This window comes from Agrobacterium bohemicum (assembly GCF_002896715.1).
Classification (GTDB): domain Bacteria; phylum Pseudomonadota; class Alphaproteobacteria; order Rhizobiales; family Rhizobiaceae; genus Agrobacterium; species Agrobacterium bohemicum.
In genome coordinates this window covers 96607-118810 of record NZ_PGEL01000019.1, presented here as the reverse complement: position 1 = coordinate 118810, position 22204 = coordinate 96607, and the positions used below count along the sequence as shown (strand labels likewise).

The following is a 22204-nucleotide window of genomic DNA, read 5'->3' as shown; positions in this document are numbered from 1 at the left end:
TCCATCGCCTTCCGGCGCGGCCTTACCGCGCTGCGCCGGATCGAAGGAGGACCCATCAATGTACAGACTTTTCGCGCCCATCATGGGTATCATCGAAGTGCCTTTCGCCCTCTTGCAGAAAATGCTCGGGCATCGGCGCATCGCCTGGGTGTTCCTGACACCCAATCTCCTGTTGTTTGCGGTCTTCGCTTTCTTGCCGATTATCCTCAATATGGCTTATTCGGTGACCGGCAGCGAACATATCCTGCTGTCGGAACGCCCCTCTGTGGGCGGCGAAAACTTCTCGGTCCTTCTGTCCTGCCAGAATTATTTCGATCCCAATTCCTGTCAGCGCGATCTTTTCTGGCGCGCCGTCTGGAATACGATTTTCTTCGTCGTGTTGCAGGTCGGGTTCATGGTGGGCTTCTCGCTGATTACGGCGGTCGTGCTCAACCGTGACATCAGGGCGCGCGGTTTCTTCCGCGCCGTCTTCTTCTTTCCTGTGCTGCTTTCACCGGTGGTCGTGGCGTTGATATGGAAGTGGATACTACAACGTTTCGGCGTCCTGAATGCTGCGCTCGATTCACTCGGCCTCGATTCGGTGGACTGGCTGCTGGAGGCCAATCTTGCCTTTGGATGGTCGGTATTCCTATCCGTGTGGGCGCATATGGGCTTTTACACGCTCATTCTTCTCGCCGGCCTTCAGGCCATTCCGCGCGATGTCTATGAGGCGGCGCAACTGGACAGGGCAAGCCCGTGGCGGATTTTCCGCCGGATCACGATGCCGCTTCTCGCCCCGACGATGCTCGTGGTTCTCGTCCTGTCGCTCATCAAGGGCGTGCAGACCTTCGACGAGGTCTTTGCATTCACCGGTGGCGGTCCGGGTTCCGCGACGACCTTCATCATTCAATTCATCTATCAGACTGGTTTTGCCGGAACGCCGCGCAATTTCGGACTGGCGGCGGCCGCTTCGCTGCTGCTTGCCGTGGTTCTCGTGGTGCTGACCGCCCTGCAATTCCGGGCCAACAGGAGCAAAGTCGATGGCTAGGATTGGCGCATTTCTAACCCGCACACGCGGCAGAAACGGCAAACTGCACTGGACCGACTGGCTGTCCTACGCCTATCTCGGTGTTGCCGTCCTGATGATGTTCGGACCCGTGGTCTGGCTCGTTCTCTCTTCCTTCAAGACGGAAGCCGATCTCCAGCGGTTTCCACCGCGCCTGCTTCCCTACGCGCAGGAAACGGTGGTCATTGACGGGCAAGCCGCACCATTGCCGGCCTTCATCGACAAGGAAGGCCGCAAGCTCGGCATGATCAGGCGCATCGGGCTGGTCGCCCAGGTGGTGGACCCGGCAAAACCAAGCGAAGTCATGAAGATGCCGTTCAATGAGCTGCGTCCGGCCGAGAGTGTGGCACTGGCGACGGAGAACTACACCGAGCTTTTCCAGCGTTTCAACTTTCCGCTATATTTCTGGAACTCGACCTTCATCACCGTGACGTCGACCGTCATCATGCTGATCGTCAACTCCATGGCGGCCTTCGCGCTTTCGAAATACAGTTTCAAGGGCAGAGGCGTGGTTCTGGCACTCGTCGTTGGAACGTTGATGATACCGCAGACCGTGGTGCTCGTTCCGCTTTTCCTCATCACCAGCCAGCTCGGCATGATCAACAGCCTGTGGGGTGTCATCATTCCAGGCGCTGCCACACCGACAGGGGTATTCCTGCTGCGCCAGTACATGCTGACCATTCCGGATGAAATCCTCGATGCCGCACGCATGGACAAGGCCAGCGAATGGAAANTCTACTGGCGCATTATCCTGCCGCTTTCTGCGCCGGCACTGGCGGTGCTGGCCATTCTCGCCGTGATGTGGCGCTGGAATGACTTCCTGTGGCCACTTATCGTGCTGACGCGTAACGACAATTTCACGCTGCAACTGGCGCTCAATTCTTTCCAGGGAGAAATGACGACGGAATGGAGCAATCTACTGGCCATGACGGTGCTGACGCTTTNGCCCATCGCGCTGGTCTTCATGTTCCTGCAAAANTACATCGCCACCGGCATCGCATCGACCGGCGGTAAATAATCCTCAAGGGAGGGAATAGGACAATGGCAAGTATTGAGCTTCGTCAGGTCAAAAAGACATTTGGTGCTCTCGATGTGATCAAGGGGATCGATCTCGATATCAAGCACGGTGAGTTTNGCGTTTTTGTCGGTCCTTCCGGTTGCGGAAAATCGACGCTGTTGCGCATGATCTCCGGCCTTGAGGAACTGACTGGTGGCGATATCGTCATCGGCGGAGACGTGGTAAACGCGGTTCCAGCGGCAGATCGCGGGCTTGCGATGGTGTTCCAGTCCTATGCGCTTTATCCGCATATGACGGTTCGGGAAAATCTCTCTTTCGGCCTCGAAAACATCGGAACGCCTAAAAANGACATCGTCGAAAAGGTTTCACAGGTCGCCAAGATGCTGCAGATAGACCAACTGCTCGAAAGGCGGCCGAAGGATCTGTCGGGCGGCCAGCGTCAGCGGGTGGCGATCGGACGCGCCGTGGTGCGCGAACCACGGGTCTTCCTGTTTGACGAGCCGCTGTCGAACCTCGATGCGGAACTGCGCGTGGATATGCGCGGTGAAATTTCCAGTCTGCATCGCCGCCTCGGCAACACCATGATCTACGTGACCCACGATCAGGTCGAAGCGATGACCATGGCCGACAAGATCGCCGTGCTGCGTGCGGGCAAGCTCGAGCAATTCGGCGTTCCGCTCGATCTTTATAATGGCCCGGCAAATCTCTTCGTGGCAGGCTTCATTGGGTCTCCGAAGATGAACTTCTTTGCCGGCGAAGTCGTAGCGGACGGTCAGCCGTCCCTTAAGATCGCGACCGGCGAATTGATCCCGCTGCCGCAGAGCGGTTTTTCATACGCGCCCGGTCAGCAGGTCACGCTCGGCATCCGCCCCAACCATGTGCAACCCACGCCAGACGGCGCATTGACCATGTCCGTGCGCACAGCAGAACAACTTGGCGGGGAATCCTATCTCTACGGAAGCCTTGGTGACGGCAACCATGTGACACTGCATCTTTCGGGGCAGACCGCGACCTCTGCCGGCGAAGTCATCCGTATGTCGGTGCCGCTGCAACACATCCACCTCTTCGATACAACAAGTGGGCTGACGCTGAAGCAGGACTAAGTCTCCGTCGCCTCACGCCCCCAAAAAGCAGGACCACTGACAAAACCGACAAAAANCACCGTTTCGCCCGGCTATCTGCGCAGTTTCGGCCAACTCTCGCGTAAGACGCAGCCGGGCTATTCGGACTATGATTTTGGCGGGAAGCGATGTCGTCGCTATTCTCAGTCCTGGTCGGAACTGAATGCCTGTCACTCGCATCAGCTCCAGAAGGTCATTCCTTGCCTGGAACGCGCCTTCTTGCACGCAGCCACGGGCTTGCTACCGCGGCCACGGTTGCTATCATGGCGAGACTGCAAAGCACGGCCTTCGACGTCGTGTTCATCGTGCCCTCGATCAAAAATGCGTGGACCGCGCTGCCAAGCACGACAATGCTGACGATGCTCGTGTGACTGAAGCGCCAGGAACGCGGTGAGAAACGACGCCGCATCAGAGAGAGGAGCGCGGCTGCAAAAAGGGCCCACATGGCAACGACCCCCCAGACAGAAAACGGTGTCGGCGAGCGCAACAGTAGCGCGTCGATTATGTCTGGAGGACTGGTGATCCACAGGCCAGCGACGTGAACAACAACGGCCGCGACCAGGAAAACGCCCACTGCGCGGTGGACACGACGGCTCAACGGCAGATGTACTCCGGGCAGCCAGCCGCATGCAAGGAAGGGTTGCGCCAGCAGGAGGGTAAGAGCAACGACGCCCGCAAAGCCAGCCGCTATATAGACCGGGTCACGCCAAGCGAGATATTCGCTCGTCGCGGCAAAAATCAGTGGCAAGACGAGCGCAAGCACGAAGCCTGTCCAGATCAGCAGTGCACGGGCCATGCGCATCAGTTCGGGTCAGACCGGTTGCAGGATGAAATGCGCCTCGAGCATGGCTGCTTTTGGAGTCGGCAGCAAGGGGCGGAGAAACACGGTGTCGTATTCACCGCTGTCATAGGCGAGGTGCGCATGTGCTTGACCGAGTGCCGGCACGATTTGCGGCATTTCCAGCCGAAACGCGCCATTGGCGTCAGTTAGCGTAGCGCCATGGCTGCGCAAGTCGCGTTCGCTGCCTTCGGTCGTATGGGCCCAGATCTGGATCCGCTGGCCCGATAGCGGGGCGCCGTCTCCGGCGCGGCGCACTGTGCCCGACATCCAGAAGCCACCGCCGCCGATACGCTCGACGATCTTCGCGCCAGGCATATAGTTGTTGGCGCCCCCGCGCATCGACGGTGTCGCGGAGAGACCTGCCGCGCGGGCAGGCATCGCGAGGCCAGTGAACCCGGCCAACGCAAAGGCGCCGCCAGCAGCAAGCAATGCTCGGCGATCAAAATCTATGTCAGACATGCTGATCTCCCNGAATTCGGTGGTGAACTATGTCGACACTTACAACCTTTTCGGCCAGTGACCAATCGCGACGGCGAACACAACCCGGCACGGTTTCGTGATGAAGGGCAGCCGCAGCAAGTTTGCGACCATTATTNGTAATGCAAANCAACAAGATCTCCATTTATTTCCTCGACGCGCATGTCAAAGCCATAAATGTTACGAAGAGTAGTTGGGTTCAGAATTGCTTTTGGTGTGCCGTCCGCGACAGCTTCGCCGCCCTTCATCGCAATAATCCTGTCGGCGTGCGCTGCTGCCTGGTTGATGTCATGCAGAACGATGACAATAGTTTTGCTTTCTTCGTCCGCCAGCGCGCGCAGGTGGAGCATCAGTTCTCGAGCAAAGTACATATCGAGATTGTTGAGTGGCTCATCGAGAAGGATGTAGTCAGTTTCCTGAGCAAATGTCATCGCCACCAGCGCCCTCTGCTTCTGACCGCCCGAAAGCGTGTCGATGAAGCGGTTGGCAAGATCGTCTAGAGCGAACCGCTTCATTGATTGATCGACAATATCGCGATCTCTCGCTGTTAGGCGACCGCGGCTATGCGGGAAACGCCCAAAGCTCACGAGTTCCCTTACCCGTAATCGGCTTGTCACCACTGAATCTTGCCGCAAGATCGCGATCATTTTNGCCAGCTCGTGGTTGCTGGTATTACCTATTGGATGACCGTCGATGGTGATCGATCCCGACTGAAGGGACTGCAGGCGCGAGATAAGCGATAGAAGCGTTGATTTACCAGCTCCATTCGGACCGATCAGCGCGGTCACCCCGTGTTTTGGAATTTCCAGCGAAACATTCTTGAGAATGACCGTTCCCGAATGACTTAACGACACGTTTTCAATATGGATCATTTGCGACTTCCAGCAATCAGAAGCAAAAGAAACACGATACCTCCAACAAAGTCGATCACCACTCCCAACGTCGAACTGTTACCCAAGCCGTGTTGTAAAACGGTTTGTCCTCCTACGAGAACGACGATGGCCATAAGTGAGGCGGCCGGCAACAAAACGGCGTGCCGCCTGGTATTGACGAAGCGCTCTGCAACGGCAACCACAAGCAAGCCGAAAAACGCGACCGGACCAACCAGAGCCGTGGATATCGCAACAAGCGTGACCACAAGGAGCAATAGCGATGCGGTTGTTCTTGCCCACGAAATTCCGAGGCCGGTGGCGCTGTCAGGTCCCAGTGCGACGATGTCGAGCACGTGTCGCGATCGCCAGGCAATTACGAGACCGGCCATGGTCAAAATTGTCATAATGGCCAGAAGATCTGTGCGTATGCCGTTGAAATTCGCAAAGCTTGCACCCTGCGCGATCGCGAATTCATTTGGGTCAATTAGTCGCGCAAGCAGCGACTGCAGGCTTCGAAACAGGATTCCAATAACGACCCCAGCAAGCAGCATCAAACTCATGTCGATCCTTCGCAAANGCATTGGCAGCAGGATCGCACTGGCTGACAACATCAGTAGGACGACTTCCCCACCAAACTTGATGTGAGGGGATATCGATGCATATCCAAGTCCACCGAAANGGAAAATGAGTAGCATCTGACCAAACAAGTAAAGTGCATCGAGCCCCATAATGGACGGGGTCAAAATCCGGTTGTTGGTGACTGTCTGGAAANTCACAGTAGACACGGCGATCGCAATGCTCACTTCGACAAGGGCAACCAGCTTGGTGGCCCGCAGGCTCATGACAAAAGCGAAGTTTCCTCGCAGGCCGATCGTGAGATAGACAATCATCGCGATCACGGCTAACAAACCTAGAAATAGCAGTTTCCGCTCAGCCATGTTTCGGCCGATACAAAAGAAGAAACAAAANGATCAGGGCGCCGATACACCCAAGTACGGTTCCTACCGGGACCTCATATGGGAAATTTATTGTTCGACCGAGAATGTCGCATCCTAACACCAGGATTGAACCCAGCATGGCGACGATTGGCATGGTGCCACGGAGATTATCGCCTGCCAACCGCGAGACGATGTTCGGGACGACAAGACCGACGAATGGAATCCCGCCGACAATGACTGTACAGAGCGCAGAAATCACGGCAACGATGACAAGCCCTAGCTGCAGCATTCGGGCATGATTTATTCCCAGCCCAACGCTTGTGTCACGACCAAGCGCCATGATCGTAAGCCGATCCGCCACGAGCCAGGCGACGACCAGCATCGCCCCACTGATCCACAGCAATTCATAGCGACCGCGCAAAACACCTGAGAACTCGCCGTTCGTCCAGATCGCAAGATACTGGAGAAGATCTGCCTGCCAGGCGACGAAGGTCACGGCCGCGCCAATGACGCCGCCATAGACGATGCCGAACAATGGCACCAGAAACGGTTGGGTGGGGGNCAGGCGATGGGCTGTCAGGAGAAACAATGCGGTACCGGCAAGAGCCGTCGCAGTCGCAACGACACTCTTTAGCAGGAGGCTTGCCGAAGGCCACAGCAGCGTCACTAAGAGCACCCCGAGTTCAGCGCTCTGTGACGTTCCTGTCGTAGAAGGTTCAACATAGCTATTGCGGGCAAGCGTTTGCATGACGAGACCGGCCAGAGCCAGTCCCGCACCTACAAGAATGGCCGCCAAGGTTCTCGGAAGCCTGCTGACCATAAAGAGTTCGATGGTTCCGCTATCAGAAACGCCGATGAGAGTGCTGGCAACTGATAGCGCAATAAGGACGACGCTGCATACCGAGGTCGTCTGCCACATAGCCCAACGTTCAGCATTGATCATTTGGCAGCGTTAAATGCGTCGGTGATTGTCTTGAGGACCTTAACCGTCGATTGCACGCCTCCTGCGGCGATGTAGAACTCGGCTGCAGGTAAATAGACAACTTGTCCTTTTTNCCAAGCCGTTGTCTGAGCCACAAGTTCATTGTCGAGGGTCGCCTTCGCTCCTTGTTCACCCGAGCCAATCGCTGAGGCGCGGTCGAGGACCAAAAGCCAATCCGGGTTTGCTTTGCTAATGAACTCAAACGAGACTGCTTCGCCATGATTCGCCGACTTTATGTCCGGGACGGCGGACTCTAGATTGAGCGTCGCGTGCACCCAACCAAACCGCGATCCTGGACCGTATGCGGTAACCTTGGGACCGTTGGTCATAATGATGAGCCCTTTGCCCTTTCCTTTGACCGCTTCCTGCGCCGCACGGACATGCTCGTCCAGGTTTGCTGCGACCTCACGTGCCTCGGCTTGCTTCTCGAACAACGCACCATAGGTCGCCAAGCGCTCCTTTGCCTGAGCGAGAAGATCGTCCCCCAGCATGGTCATATCAATCGTCGTCGCAACAGCTGCCGTCTGATCGACTTTNGTGGATGATCTTCCTCCGAGAATGATCAAGTCTGGGCTAAGAGAGCTCAACGCCTCCAGATCAGGCTCGAAGATATTTCCGACGATCTCAGCGCCTTGTTTCAAGGGTTCAAGTTCATCCAGATAAAGCTTTTCCGGCACGCCTGCAGGCTTAACGCCGATGCTTGCCAGCGTGTCGAGGGCGGCCATGTCGAAGACGGCTACTCTCTGAGGAGTTTCACCAATAGATACCGTGCCCCTTGCTGTTTGTACCTCTGTTGCCTGAGCAAAGGCGGCGAACGATGTAAAGGCGATGACCGCCGCGAGCCTAAGTGTTTTCATAAGTGTACCTCGGAATAAGGGCCGCATCTGGAGGATGCGGCCGTGCTGCTCATTCTGAGCAAAAACGGAGCGACTAGAAGTCGAACGATGCAGAAAGCATGAACGTCCGTGCCGAACCTGCTGCAAGCCATCCGCGCGCAGACGAAGACCAGTAGTTCTCGTCGAAGACGTTCTCTACGTTCGCCCGGATTTCAACCGCTTTGCCATTGTCACGCTCGAACTTGTACCGCGTTCCAAGGTCAACCCTTGTCCAGCCGTCGACCTTTTGGGTGTTTCGCTGATCGTAATATGTGCTTCCACTATAAATGAAACGTCCGGTAAGAGTTAAATCCTGGATCCAAGGCAAGTCATATTCACCGTAGAGGCTGATCGAAGTCTTTGGAACGCCTGGTGCAGTGTTGCCATCAAAGGTTCCACCGCTGGTCTTTGCGAGTTCCGCATCCATAAATGTGACGCCGCCTAGCAGGCGTAAACCATCTACGGGTTCGCCATAAGCTGCCAATTCGAGGCCGCGATTGATCTGAAGGCCGTTGACACCGAAGACTCCAGCAGTTGTGAAGCCGCTTGCTTGCCTAATCTCGAACAAAGCGGCTGTTAGCATCGCTGAGCCAGTGTCGTATTTCAACCCGATCTCTTTCTGCCTGTTTACGATAGGCGGAAATATTTGACCGGCGTTTACGGTTGCCGCCGCGGGCGCGACTGCGCCTTCTGTCAAGGCTTCGACGTAGTTCGCGTAAACTGAGAGATTGTCATTGACCTTGATGTTGGCGGCGGCGGCGGGGCTGAAGCGGGACTCTTCGTAGAAATAATTTCGCGCTCCAAGAGGTGCAGCAGGATTGCCAGGACGCTGGTTGAAGCCTTGCTGGCGCATATTTTGGTAGCGTCCACCTAAGGTGATTTCAACTTTCTCATCAAAGAAAGACAGGGTGTCAGATACAGAAAGGCTTGTCGAAGTTAACTCCGAAAACCTTTGCGCATCCCCGGACCGCGGGAGGCCGACTGTACTGACCAAGTTACTGGGAATATAAACGGGGTTGTAAATGTTCGTGGTGATATTTGTTGGGAAACCCAGGAACGCAGGACGCGGATCCAAATGGGCGCGATTATTCTCGGTATATGAGGTTTGAGCAGAAATACTGAGAGAGTGACCGATCTCACCTGTCTCGAACTTTGATCGAATACCCGTCTCGCCCGTATAACTTATTATTTCTTGAGGGTTGTAACCAAAGGAAACAGCGGCATCGCCGTTCGAGTTCAAGATTGTATAGGACGAAGTCAAAAAGTCTTCGCGGTAACGGCTGGCGCCCGCCGCTGCGTAGATTGTCGTATTTNCAAATACATCGTACTCGATCCTACCCGCCGCCATGTTGTAAGAACTATCGAGATATTCGAAAGGATTGCCTGTATTAATCTTTCCGCTCGGCGCGCGAGGGATTGATCCCAGCGACGCGTTCGCTCCATTGAACAGCGAAGTCGGGGAATCCAGATTCTGCGTCGAGTGATTGAGATCAAGCGAAGCGCGGAAGTCTTCGCCACGATAATCTATCCCNAGTGACGCGACACCTATTTNGGTGTCATTGTGATCCAATGTTGTCTCACCACCGGTGAAGGAGCCGTTGGCTCGAATGCCCCACTCACCGCCATCACCGAAACGGCGACTGACATCAGCATGGGTCCACAGCTGTGAATCGCTACGGTATCCTGTCGTCAGGCGGGTCATAGGCTCATCGGCCGCGCGCTTGGGAACTAGATTGATCGTTCCGCCGACGCGCCCAATGCCGCCGTTCACAAAATTGCTTGGACCCTTCAGAACCTGAACCTGCTCGATACCCTCCAAAAAATGTCGGCGCGGGTTGGCGATGTAGGGAAGTCCATCGTAGAGAATATCAAGGTTGACGACAGAGAAGCCGCGGATGAAAAAGGAATCGCGTTCGCTATTGGCTGGCGCGTCCGCGCGAACAGATGGGTCATTCAACGTTATGTCCGCCACAGTTCGCGCCTGCTGGTCGCGTATCAGTTTCGCGGTGTAAGTCGTAACGCTGAAAGGTGTGTCCTTAATAGGCCGATTGCCTAAGGCTCCGAGTCGAGCTTCGGTGGATATTTGGCCACCGCTAAAAGGAGCCGAAGGCTGACCAACAGTGCCGGTGGCCTGCGACCCCTGGACAACAATGGTCTCCAAGACCGTCGGCGTAGTCGATCTTCGCTGTTCACGTTTTACTTCTTGACCCTGCACCGAAGCTGGCAGTAGTGCGATTATCGACGCGCTTCCAAGCAATGCGCAAATGTAGCTGTTCAAGCTGAAGCGAAATGTCCCCGCTGACATGTATCCCATCCCCGTTTCTGTAAGTTCTATTGATGTCCGAGTTCCCGCGCTGGCACAGTTAGCTCAGCGGTTGCCAATCGAATTCGAGCGTTTCCTTAAAGGCGAAGCGCTCGATGTGCCTCTGAACAACATTCCTTAGAACTGTAAGATCCTCGCTCTTGAGCGCTGTGATCTCTATGGTGAGGGATTTGTCATTTGCACTTAGACGCGTTTCACCAAGAGGCAGAGCGATTTTTGATGAGAAAGGCGTGAACTCGGTCTCAAATTTGTGCGCCCAATGCTTTGATAGTTGCTGCAGATATCGACTTGCATGATGCGTCAAAATGACAGCTCTACTGCTAGACACGGATCCATTCCCCCTTAACAGCGCCCAGCTATCTTGACGTAAGATCAACCACAGACGCCTATCCGCAATCTCAAAGATGATTAAAATAGTCAAGTCTAAATGAATACTGAAAGTGGAATATTCTGGCAAANTAAATACGTCTGCAATGAATAAAACTTATAGGTGTATTTATAATCCCGATTGAAATATTACATCCGACCCAGGCCAAGGATAACGGGTTGCAGTTTGATACAGGAGCTGTCGATAAACGGTTGAACGGGTGCTTCTTTGGACCCGGCAAGTGCACTGAAGATACGTTCCCATATGCCGCGCTCTGACCATCGGACGAACCGATTGTAGAGCCTCTTCTTCGGTCCGTAGACACCGGCGCGCAGTCGGACCAACAGCCATCAGATCGCAGGGCATGAACAATGCCGCTCAGCACACGATGGTCATCAACGCGCTATTCCCCGCAGACGCGGCGCGATCCGATCCCTTGCGCATCCGAACACCAAACGAAGTCACTATATCCGCCTCTAAAACAGAGACAATCAATCACCTTTGGTACCGTTTTGGAAAGCAGGTTATTGGGTCCTGACCCTAATTTGCGATCGAGTTATTGTCCGAATTCTAGGGCGATGTTATCTCAGGTCGTTGGTAATGGTTTGATGGTATTACCGTCCGGTATAGCTATACTAACGAACAATTTCCGGTCGCGAATTGATGACGTTTTTAACAAAGCACTTTCCACACTGAAATATAGATTACTTCGAGAGCATATAACGCGAATTTGTTGGACTTTCGTTTNAAGTAATGGGAGATGGTTACGCAGCTCAACTCGATTAGGATCACAAAATGAATTTCAATGTAGGTCTATATTTTTNAGCGGTCGCCTTCAGTACTGCTGGGATGATCACGTCCGCAAAGGCGGATGATTATTCGTTCACAGCAACCAATACAACCGGATCGGCAATCACCAAGGTTTNGGTTTCGGAGAATAAAAAGGAATGGGGCTACTTTGACATCGGCCGCGGTATCAATCCCGGTAAGACTGCTAACTTGGAATGGGACCAGAGTACAAACAGCGAAAGCTGCACTCAGTGGGTTAAGGCTGCCTACGCAGACGGCAGTGAGTCTGAACCTGCCAAGTTTGATTTCTGCGAAGATGGGCTTGAGATCAATTTCTGATTGGATGAATATAGGCAACGATATTAGCTAGGCGGGGTTTTGTGAGGTTGCGGGAGACGCTGTCATAGCCTCTCTCGCTGGCCTGTTTACCTCATATTGGGTCTAAACGCTTTTTACGATAATGCCGATACCAGTCCGGCTGGCACTGATATCGGCGTTTTACGCGGCAAGCGTGCGGCGAAATCTGCAGGATTAGAGCCGGCTGTTTCTTTGTGTTTAACACGCGAGAGCAATTGCCTTGAGCAAGCGACAACTCGCCCTATCTGGCAGCGTTGAAGATTATGGCGTTCTGGCACGTGACTGTTGATTATTTCAGCCTAAAAATCGTCAGCAACTGATGATTAATATATCGAGGCAGACGTTTGCCATGGACGAAATCAAGACCCGCAAANTCGTAGATACGGTTGCCGAAGAAATTGAAGCAACTGCGTTTGGTCGCTCGTCCTGGTCAAATGTCGCTTTGCGCTTGACGGAGGCGTTCCCGGGCTCGTCGTGCGTGGTGCTGGGTGAAGATCAGGTTCAACGCCAGTTGCGACACTGTGATGCCGTGAATATTGAAGCACATCACTTAGAGGCTTATGCTCAGTATTTCGCGTTCTGCAATCCGTGGATGAAGGTGTGGTCAGTTCTGCCTGACGGCGCTTGCGCGGTTTCCGAGCGCGATTTCCCGGTGAAGCAGATCGAAAATACAGAGTTTTATAACGACTTCGTACGCCGGGTTCCTGATTTCGATGCGTCGACTGGCATGTCACTCGATATTGACCCATGCAGTACGCTACGCATTCCGCTCCATTATTCCTCGGTCTACGCGCAAAANTATGATGGGCCCGCAGAATGGGTGATGTCCCGTTTGAAGGGTGTACTCAAGCGAACCGCCAATGGCGTCAGCCACCTTCAGCAGGAGACTGACCGTCAGATAGCGCGCGCTGCATTGGCAAACAGGGGCGACGACATTGCTATCGTTGTCGACGCTCGGATGAGCATACGCGACGTTAACGGGGCGGCAGCGTTAGCGTTGGACAAAAGAGCCGTTATCGCGGAACGGCAGGGGAGGCTTTCCTTCTGCGAGTCAGCGCTTGCGAAGACAGTTCCTGCCGCCGTGGCAAATATCGCGGCTTCTGCGTCATCGGGCGTATCGTCCGTCGTCGCGGCAACGGAAACTGGCAGTTGGGTTGTCCATTTCTCGATTGTTGCCGGATCGCGATCCAACGCGTTCGTTTCGCTTACACCTCTGGTACTAATACAGGCACGAAACCTCTCCGTCCCTGCGCAACCGAGACGACTTGACGAAGCCGCGAGAATGTTCAGGCTGACGCCAGCGGAGGAAGTGTTTTGCCGCCACCTCATGACGGGGGCATCCGTTAGGGATATTGCGATGGCGACAGGGGTGACATTTGAAACTGCCCGCTCCCGGCTGCGTACAATCTTTCAGAAANCGGATATGCATAGTCAGGGGGAGCTGATGACATTGTTCAATCGTGTCGCCTGCTGTTAAGGCGACTGAGCCACGCAGCGTTGGCTGGTGGTGCGAAGTATACCTTCGCTGCGCGGCGGCTGACGGTTGCGTCCTAAGGCTCGCATAGCGAAGGGCTGAGTTTTTCGAGCTATTGACGCGTTGAGAGACTTTCTAACTAGCGGCGCTCAACACAGTGGTTGTGCAACAAGCGATCGTATGAGCCAAATTCGACACAAATCTCTTCATGTCGTTATGTTTCAGCGCCCGCTATTTTGATATCGGTACCAGAATGGATCCTGCCGCGCATTTCTCGCATCGTTTCTGTTACAATCCAGAACGATTTGCTTTTGCTGGTTGAAAGCGTTGAGGAGTTGGCTGTACGCAGCGCGGTTGTTCCGTGGGGTCGAATCCAACTGGTTCTTGATCTGGAACAGGCGGTTTGTCTGGGAACCGCAATTTCCCGCAAAGGCTGGTGCCCCGATTGAAACAGCAGCTAAAGTAATGATGAGAAGTTTCTTCAATTCGTTCTCCTGTAGGTGAATGCCTTAAGCTCAAGGCGTGTCAAACCATCACATACGTCTGTTGTCTGGTGAGGTAGGATTGTATTGTCAGGTGATGTGGTACTTGGATTAGACGGTCAGCCACATGATCCCGCTGCCTGGCTTTTCGCATCACGCAATTGCTTTTCGAGTTCCTGTTTGTATGCGCGCAGACCCGGATCGCTCAGGCATTGATTTACAAGCTTAATGCTCTCGTTATACAGCGTAATACCAGCCTTTGCTGTGCCGCAGATACCGACCGCATTCTGGGCTCGCGTGGCGAAGGGCTGGATTTTTNGGGTCATGTAAGCATCCGAGCAAATATCTTTGCTCCATGCAGTATGTCCGCCGACTGTCGAGACGAGCAGTGCAATAATACTGGTTCGAAAAAAGATACGGAATTCCACGTTGTGCATCCTCTGATTGTTCGGTCGTCACTGTTTTGAACGATGCCGATGATGGCGACGAACACAAAAGAGCAAGAAACAACTATAGCCGCATCCCCNAATTGGAGGGTGAGGCAGGGATGCTAACGCCTTGGCGCGGAGACCTGAAACCGCCAGTGCACACAAGAACTCTGTCTCGCATACGCCCAATCCTGATTGAGGAGGCCCGCTCATGACGTCCACATAGCGCTCGGCAGGGGAAGTCCACAGGCGGATTTCTCATTACGACCAGCTATGTGTGATTATGCGCGGAACTCTGAGCCCTTTGGGCGCGGAAGAATGACCCCGGTCGGTGCAGATTGACATGCTGTGCGATTTCACTTTTATGCAAATCGGATGGGNTCAACGTTCCACCCCTATCGTGGGGTTACCGGCCCCGCCGAAACGCACCTCCGCAATGATGGCTGTGATCCGATATCGCGCCAATAATGCGGCACCCCAAAAAAGACCGAGGATGCCGTCCATCAAGATCTGATCCGCTGTTCCATCCAAGGGGTCCGACGCATTGCTAATAAGCTTCCCCAGAGGCGTATAAAGCGCGCCTACATCATCGCATGGGCGTGTTGGATATGAGCGCATCAAGCTGGCACACGACGCGCTCATTTGAAATTAACAATGCAACCTTAATGCTAGTAATTTTCTATAATGCAACTGCTGGGGATGTATTTGTAGTAACATGTCCCTTTCAGTCACAAGAAAATTCAACGATTACCATCGATAGTCACGATATTCATCTCGCCTACGCCATTCGCGTCGGTCATAAAAGTCGCGGCGTTCTCTCCATTCGCGACGATCGCGTCTATCACGCCATTCTCTTCTGGCTTCCCACCGATCTCGATATTCAGGCGGCGGTCGATTTGGCCGGCAATAGCCACGAGGGGAAAGGTGGAATCCGCGTCCACAAGCGTAGTCTACCTTTNGCACGACTGATACCGACGGGACAGATGGTTGAACTGACGGCATTGCGTTGGCCACGTTTGCAAACACACTGCTTAGAATTATTCCCGCGCCCATAACTATCTTGCGCATCTCACATCACTCCGTTGGCGATGACGTGATTTAGCAGTTCAGCTCGTGAACCATGCCTGAATGAATGTTGACGTTTTCGTGGCATTGGAGGATAAGAGGAACTCGGACTGTGCAAATCCTGTCCGGTATGGAATATTCCCGGCCACAGATCGGTCCGACTGCGGCGTGCCATTGTCCCACCCACCGGTCGGATTTGCCAAGCTCTACCTTGGGTTCCGTCCTTAATTTTGAATTGCCCCGATGTCGGGTTGCCGCTTTCAAAATGCCATGTAACTACATTGCACGGCGGACACTCCACGAGCTGGATGCTAATACGCCTGTTATGTCACATGGATGCTAGGCAGCTCCATAGGAGAAGGGACGACATCGGAAGGCTTAAACGTCCAAACGGCGTGTCCGCCCCATAGAAGTTCAACCACCGCCTGGAGAAACGCTTTCATCATTCCGGTCGGGAAGTGCGCCAGTGCCCGGAGTCTTGCTTTCGTCAGTCAAATGTCTCTTGGCATGAGGTCCGGCGGGAGGGTTGTCTCGGCCATCGACTCGCTCTTTGTCAGTTTCTTCGATCTCTTGTTGAGCTCTCGTGCCGTTGTCCATATCCAGCCTCCTGCGGTGTGACATAGAAANTCCAATTCGCAGCTTTTGGTTCCCGTTGAAGAGCAATGCAGCCAGACTTGCGGTTGGAGGCGACTATGATCCAAACTCATGCTGTGGAGCCTGTCGCCGTCATGGATGTTGAGTGAGGAGGGGTGTGGCCAAATATTCGCCGAAGTCCCTGTTCGGAACTGTCGGTCGCCACGCCGCGGCCGGCAGCAGATTCTCCAACCGCGAAATGCTTGCGACTACGCTCCAAGTTGTCACGATTTNCCACGAGATGTAGAGGCCATAAAANTATCCGCGCGNATGATTTTTGCGAACTGGTCCATGTCAAATCCGTCCGCAGCAACACATCGGTCACCCCTATTTCCACATCGCGCGCATGCGTGCGCCAACATCAATCCGGATTTGCTGGGCGCTGCGTTCAGATACTGCGGCAGAAACCTTCGGCCAAGCCATCGTTTCAAAATATTGCAGCAGCGTCGCTGGGATGAACCGAGAACGCGACGCATAAACATGCCGATCGCCCTGCAAGCTCTGTCCGTGCGTGTAAAACCGTAGCGGCGTAATCAGCGCCAGACTGTCTTTGGCTCGTGTCATGCCGACATAGAGCAGGCGTCGCTCTTCTTCAAGCTCCTGCGTCGTCCCTGTCCCGAGGTCTGACGGTATGCAGCCATCGACAACGTTCAGGATGAAGACCGAGCGCCATTCCTGCCCNTTGGCCGAGTGAATGGTCGACAGGATGAGATAGTCTTCATCGAGTAGCGGTACTCCCGCCTGATCACTCGTGGCATCCGGCGGGTCTAGCGTCAGTTCGGTCAGGAAACGTTCGCGCGANGGATAGCCGCTGGCAATTCGCTCGAGTTGCAGGAGGTCGGCCTTGCGAGTATCGGCATCTTCGTGGATGCGGTCGAGATTGGGTTCGTACCAGAGACGGGCCTGCGCGATATCCGACGGCCAGCCTTCCTGCGTTTTGCGAAGCCCTCTCAGCAATTGAACGAACGACGTCCAGTCCTCACCAGTCTTCGGTGGTGGTGGGATTTCAGCAAGTGCCAAGAGCGGTTCGGGATCGGACGCGATCGTGTCGAGAATGGTGCCGGCTTTCTTGGGTCCAATGCCAGGCAGCATTTGCAAAAGGCGAAAACCCGCAACCCGGTCGCGTGGGTTCTGAGCGAAACGCAACACCGCCAGCATGTCTTTAACATGGGCGCTGTCGAGAAACTTCAGGCCACCGAATTTCACAAAGGGAATGTTTCGACGGGTGAGTTCGATTTCGAGCGTTCCGCTGTGACTGGAGGTGCGAAACAAAACAGCCTGCTGCTTGAGCGTCATTCCGGTTTCGCGATTGGCCAGCACCTGCTCGACAATGTAGTTCGCCTGTTCGGTTTCGTCCTTGACGGTAACGAGTTTGGGTCGCTCGAGCGACTCCCGTTCGGTCCATAGGTTCTTGGTGAAACGCTCGCGCGCCAGTTCGATGACACCGTTGGCTGCCGCCAGAATGGGCTGGGTCGAACGATAGTTGCGATCGAGGGTGATGACATCAGCGGCAGGGCTGAAGGATGTGGGGAAGTCCAGAATGTTGCGAACGGTCGCTGCCCGGAACGAATAGATTGACTGGGCATCGTCGCCAACGACGGTCAGGCCTCGCCCGCCGGGTTTGAGCGCCATCAAAACAGACGACTGGAGTTTGTTGGTATCCTGATATTCGTCGACCATGACATGATCGAAGCGATTGCCGATATCGTCAGCGAGATCGGGATCGCTGACCATCTGCGCCCAGTAGAGCAGAAGGTCATCGTAATCGAGAACGTTCTGTGCTTGCTTGGCCTCGACATAGGCTCCAAACAATTCCTTCAACTGTTCTTCCCAAGTGGCGACCCATGGATAGTGCTGTCTCAGAATCTCGTTCAGCGGCGTCTGCGAGTTGACTGCGCGTGAATAGATCGCGAGACAGGTGCCCTTGGTCGGGAAGCGGCTTTCCGTCTTGGAAAATCCGAGCTCGTGCCGCACGAGGTTGATCAGGTCGGCGCTATCCTCACGGTCATGAATGGTGAAGTCGAGGTTGAGACCGATCTGCTCGGCATACATCCGCAACAGTCTCGCACCGATCCCGTGGAACGTGCCGGACCATGCTAACGCGTCCGTCAGGACGCCGGCATTTGCACCCAGGACGTTCCGGCAGATGCGCTCGACGCGTCGGGCCATTTCCGAGGCGGCTCTACGCGAAAAGGTCATCAGGAGAATACGGCGCGGATCCGCACCATTCACGATGAGATGTGCCACGCGGTGTGCCAGAGTGTTGGTCTTACCGGAGCCTGCACCTGCAATGATCAACAGCGGCCCGGCCGCGCTGCCCTCAGTCAACCCAACGCCATGCTCGACGGCTTTGCGCTGCTGCTCGTTCAGTTTTTCGAGGTAGGCAACTGCCATAAGAGCTCGCTTGATGCAGAAAGTGGAAGGGAAGCGTTATGAACAAATGCGGAACATATATTGTCGCTGGATAATTTGGAAGGTCATTTTTCATATCTCTAAACAATCATTCACCCTGAGAGCCGTTGGTTCGAACTTACCATGAGCCAAGGCGTTGAGGTCTATGAGAATGAGCAATGGGCGCTGCCTCAAGCGGTCCCGCGTTGGTGAGTAGGGGTGGATGTCATGGCCGACAATCTTAGCAAGTACCGATCCAAGCGTGATTTCAAGCAGACGGGAGAGCCGAGCGGAGAGGTCGACGTCAAGGCATCCAACCGTCGCCGCTTTGTTATTCAGAAGCATGATGCGACGCGACTGCATTACGATCTTCGTATTGAGCTCGATGGCGTCTTCAAATCCTGGGCTGTGACCAGAGGTCCTTCTCTTAATCCTGATGACAAGCGGCTTGCCGTCGAGGTCGAAGACCATCCACTGGACTACGGTGACTTTGAGGGCACGATACCGAAGGGTCAGTATGGTGGCGGTACGGTTATGCTGTGGGATCGCGGCTATTGGGAGCCGGAGGGTAAAAAGACCCCCGAGGAGGCACTGGCGAGGGGTGATTTCAAGTTCACTTTGGAAGGTGGACGACTGAATGGAAGCTTTGTTTTAGTGAGGATGCGCAACGACCGCGACGGGGGCAAGCGCACCAACTGGCTGCTAATCAAACACCGCGACGATTATGCGGTCAACGAGAACGGAGCAGCGGTACTGGATGACAATCTGACGTCCGTCGCTTCCGGTAGAACCATGGAGGCAATCGCCGCTGGCAAAGGGAAAAAGCCCAAGCCATTTATGACGCAAGGCGATACGGTTAAGGCAGACGCGGTGTGGGACAGCAATGAGGGTCTTGCCGCCGAGGAGCGCAAGGCTGGCACGAAGACGTCGCCGAAGAAGAAGGCGGCTCGACCAAAGGCAGCCAAGTCAACAAACGCTGAAACGGCGATGCCGAACTTTATCGCCCCGCAGCTCTGCGAGAGCCTAACACGTCCACCGGTGGGCAAAGGCTGGATCCACGAGATCAAATTCGACGGCTACCGGGTGCAGATGCGTGTCACAGGCGGTGAGGTGACGCTGAAGACCCGCAAAGGTCTGGATTGGACCTCCAAATGGCCTGCGATCGCGGAGGCGGCGTCGGCGCTTCCTGACTGCATCATTGATGGTGAGATATGTGCCCTTGACGAACGAGGTGCACCTGATTTCGCTGCGTTGCAGGCCGCGCTTTCTGAGGGGACGACCGACGATCTTGTCTATTTCGCGTTCGATCTGCTGTTTGCCGGTGATGAAGATTTGAGAGAGCTTCCCCTGACGGAGCGCAAATCCCGTTTGGAAACACTGATGTCCGATACGGGCGAGGACGCACGCCTGAGGTTTGTCGAACACTTCGAGACGGGCGGCGACGCCGTGCTGAAGTCAGCATGCCGTCTATCGCTCGAAGGTATCGTGTCCAAGGAGGCAGATGCTCCTTACGTGTCCGGCCGGACGAAGACATGGGCGAAATCCAAATGTCGCGCTGGTCATGAAGTGGTCATCGGTGCCTATGCTAAGACCAATGGAAAATTTCGTTCGCTGCTGGTTGGTGTCTTCAGCGGCAAGCACTTCGTCTATGTCGGGCGTGTCGGTACAGGGTATAGCGCGAAGACGGTCCAACAACTTTTGCCGCAGCTTCAAGCGATGGAAACGGCCAAATCTCCTTTCACAGGAATAGGGGCACCGAAGACGTCAGACGATATCGTCTGGCTCAAGCCCGAGCTCGTTGCCGAGATCGAATTCGCCGGATGGACCGCGGACGGTCAGGTTCGACAGGGTGCGTTCAAGGGGCTGCGGGAAGACAAGCCTGCTGCGGAGGTGGAAGCAGAAGAGCCCGCAACGCCATCGGATGTGGATGTCCCTGATCCCGAGACCGACAAGCCACCACCCGAGCGTTCCCGCAGAGGCGCAAAGGAAGAGGTCATGGGTGTTATGATTTCAAGCCCCGACAAGGCGCTCTGGCCAGACGCGGTTGATAAAAAGCCTGTTACCAAGGTTGACCTCGCCCGGTACCACGAGGCTGTCGGAGCGTGGATGATCGATCATATCAAAGGTCGGCCATGCTCGATCCTTCGTTGCCCTGATGGCATTGGTGGCGAACAGTTCTTCCAGCGCCACGCCATGCCTGGAACGTCGAACCTTCTGGAACTCGTGACGGTCTTTGGTGACAAGAAGCCCTATCTGCAGATCGATCGCGTTGAAGGACTTGCCGCCATTGCCCAGATCGGCGGAATTGAACTTCATCCATGGAACTGCGAACCGGATCAGCCGGAAGTGCCGGGTCGACTCGTTTTTGACCTTGATCCCGGCCCGGATGTTGAGTTTTCGGCAGTTGTCGACGCTGCCCGTGAGATCCGCGACCGGCTGGAAGAACTGGGCCTTGTCAGTTTCTGCAAGACGACAGGCGGCAAGGGTTTGCATGTCGTAACGCCGCTCGCCGCGCCCAAGGGGAAGAAGCTGAGCTGGGACGAAGCGAAGGGGTTTGCGCATGACGTCTGTCAGGATATGGCGCGGGATAATCCTGACCTCTACTTGATCAAAATGGCGAAGAATCAGCGGGAAGGGCGAATATTCCTCGATTACCTGCGCAACGACCGAATGGCGACGGCTGTCGCTCCGTTGTCTCCAAGAGCACGTCCGGGTGCTACGGTGTCGATGCCTTTAACCTGGACGCAGGTCAAGGCTAACCTCGATCCAACGCGCTTCACGGTTAGGACCGTGCCGGGTCTTTTGAAGCAGAGCACGGCCTGGCAGGATTACAGTGAGGGCCACAAGTCGCTGGATCAGGCCATAAAGCGGCTGAGCAAAGCCCGGAAGGTGTCTGCCTGACGGGCCTTATTTTGCACGTGTTTCTGCGGCGACCGATTTCTTGAGCGCGTCCATGATGTTGATGACGTTGCTTGGCTTGGGAGGGGAAGCAGGCGCTTTCGTCGTGCCTCGGGTCGGCTTTTTCTGCTGTTTCTTTTTGCCTTGATGATGTCGAGCAGACGGTCCTGCACAGGATCCACGACCATCTTCGCGTCCCATGGCTTCGTCTGCTTTTTGATGAACTTTTGGATAAGTGGCATCATGTCGGCGTCGGGCTCTTCATCGGCGATACCATCGAAATAGCTGTCTTCGTCCCTGACTTCGTCCCCATACCGCAGCGTCCACAAGACAATTCCTTTGCCGCGCGGCTCCAGCATGACGGCGCGTTCCCGGCGCGAAATCACCAGCCTCGCAATTCCGACCATGTCCTGCGACGCCATAGCGTCACGGATCACGGAGAAGGCCTCCTGCGCGACTTTTTCATTCGGAGACAAATAGTATGGTGTATCGAGCCATATCCATTCGATGGTGTCTCGTTTCGTGAACGTCGAAATATCAATCGTCCGGGTGCTATCGAGTGCAACATTTTCGAGCTCTTCGTCTTCAAGGATGACGTAGTCGTTTTCATCACGTTCGTAACCCTTGACCTCGTTCTCTTCCTTCACGTCCTTGCCTGTTACGGAATCCACATAGTGACTGACAACGCGATTGTTGGTGGCGCGGTTGAGCGTGTGAAACCGCACCTTCTCGCTTTCCGACGTCGCGGGCATCATCTGAACGGCGCAGTTGACGAGGGAGAGCTTCAGGTAACCCTTCCAATATGGGCGGACAGCCATGATGATCTCC

15 protein-coding genes and 1 pseudogene are annotated in these 22204 nt (G+C 54.9%); 4 read left to right on the top strand and 12 right to left on the bottom strand.

The window, feature by feature from the left end:
- Positions 1-58 precede the first annotated feature (58 nt).
- From CUC55_RS05125 to CUC55_RS05115, 3 genes are all read left to right on the top strand, one after another.
- Positions 59-1027 (top strand): carbohydrate ABC transporter permease, encoded by a 969-nt coding sequence (locus tag CUC55_RS05125; protein ID WP_067653039.1) that lies wholly within the window; start codon positions 59-61, stop codon positions 1025-1027.
- A complete protein-coding gene (locus CUC55_RS05120; RefSeq protein WP_103087156.1) occupies positions 1020-2063 on the top strand; it encodes a carbohydrate ABC transporter permease in 1044 nt (347 codons plus the stop codon). Before CUC55_RS05125 ends, CUC55_RS05120 begins: the two co-directional genes overlap by 8 nt.
- A gap of 23 nt (positions 2064-2086) precedes the next feature.
- On the top strand, positions 2087-3166 hold the full coding sequence (locus CUC55_RS05115; protein ID WP_103087155.1) for an ABC transporter ATP-binding protein: 1080 nt from the start codon (positions 2087-2089) through the stop codon (positions 3164-3166).
- A gap of 211 nt (positions 3167-3377) precedes the next feature.
- On the opposite strand, the gene CUC55_RS05110 is transcribed toward CUC55_RS05115, so the two are convergent.
- The 11 genes from CUC55_RS05110 to CUC55_RS05040 all read right to left on the bottom strand — a co-directional run bounded on the left by CUC55_RS05110 (position 3378) and on the right by CUC55_RS05040 (position 18481).
- Positions 3378-3980: a ferric reductase-like transmembrane domain-containing protein gene (locus CUC55_RS05110; protein WP_342585729.1), complete on the bottom strand. Its 603-nt coding sequence runs from the start codon at positions 3978-3980 to the stop codon at positions 3378-3380.
- A gap of 15 nt (positions 3981-3995) precedes the next feature.
- Positions 3996-4484, bottom strand: a complete 489-nt coding sequence (locus tag CUC55_RS05105; protein ID WP_067653031.1) for a peptidase associated/transthyretin-like domain-containing protein — start codon at positions 4482-4484, stop codon at positions 3996-3998.
- A 131-nt stretch (positions 4485-4615) separates the two neighbouring features.
- On the bottom strand, positions 4616-5374 hold the full coding sequence (locus CUC55_RS05100) for an iron ABC transporter ATP-binding protein (RefSeq protein WP_103087154.1): 759 nt from the start codon (positions 5372-5374) through the stop codon (positions 4616-4618).
- The gene (locus CUC55_RS05095) at positions 5371-6264 is read right to left on the bottom strand and encodes an iron chelate uptake ABC transporter family permease subunit (protein WP_425352749.1); all 894 of its coding nucleotides are present in this window, start codon (positions 6262-6264) and stop codon (positions 5371-5373) included. Before CUC55_RS05095 ends, CUC55_RS05100 begins: the two co-directional genes overlap by 4 nt.
- A 40-nt stretch (positions 6265-6304) precedes the next feature.
- On the bottom strand, positions 6305-7255 hold the full coding sequence (locus CUC55_RS05090; RefSeq protein WP_103087152.1) for an ABC transporter permease: 951 nt from the start codon (positions 7253-7255) through the stop codon (positions 6305-6307).
- Complete coding sequence (locus tag CUC55_RS05085; protein WP_103087151.1) at positions 7252-8151, bottom strand: siderophore ABC transporter substrate-binding protein; 900 nt, start codon at positions 8149-8151, stop codon at positions 7252-7254. Before CUC55_RS05085 ends, CUC55_RS05090 begins: the two co-directional genes overlap by 4 nt.
- A gap of 73 nt (positions 8152-8224) precedes the next feature.
- Positions 8225-10474, bottom strand: coding sequence for a TonB-dependent receptor (locus CUC55_RS05080; protein WP_103087150.1), 2250 nt, complete (start codon positions 10472-10474; stop codon positions 8225-8227).
- 58 nt (positions 10475-10532) lie between these two features.
- On the bottom strand, positions 10533-10820 hold the full coding sequence (locus tag CUC55_RS05075; RefSeq protein ID WP_067653135.1) for a DUF2218 domain-containing protein: 288 nt from the start codon (positions 10818-10820) through the stop codon (positions 10533-10535).
- Positions 10821-13700: 2880 nt separating this feature from the next.
- Positions 13701-13964, bottom strand: coding sequence for a hypothetical protein (locus tag CUC55_RS05060; protein ID WP_067653014.1), 264 nt, complete (start codon positions 13962-13964; stop codon positions 13701-13703).
- 1172 nt (positions 13965-15136) lie between these two features.
- Entirely contained in the window at positions 15137-15457 is a 321-nt protein-coding gene (locus CUC55_RS23555) for a GCG_CRPN prefix-to-repeats domain-containing protein (RefSeq protein WP_103087146.1), read from the bottom strand.
- 957 nt (positions 15458-16414) lie between these two features.
- On the bottom strand, positions 16415-18481 hold the full coding sequence (locus CUC55_RS05040; RefSeq protein ID WP_103087145.1) for an ATP-dependent helicase: 2067 nt from the start codon (positions 18479-18481) through the stop codon (positions 16415-16417).
- A gap of 225 nt (positions 18482-18706) precedes the next feature.
- On the opposite strand from CUC55_RS05040, the gene ligD reads away from it, so the two are divergent.
- Positions 18707-21379, top strand: coding sequence for a DNA ligase D (gene ligD, locus CUC55_RS05035; protein ID WP_067653004.1), 2673 nt, complete (start codon positions 18707-18709; stop codon positions 21377-21379).
- Positions 21380-21385: 6 nt separating this feature from the next.
- On the opposite strand, the pseudogene ku reads toward ligD, so the two are convergent.
- Positions 21386-22194: pseudogene (ku, locus tag CUC55_RS05030) on the bottom strand (non-homologous end joining protein Ku).
- Positions 22195-22204: the final 10 nt, after the last annotated feature.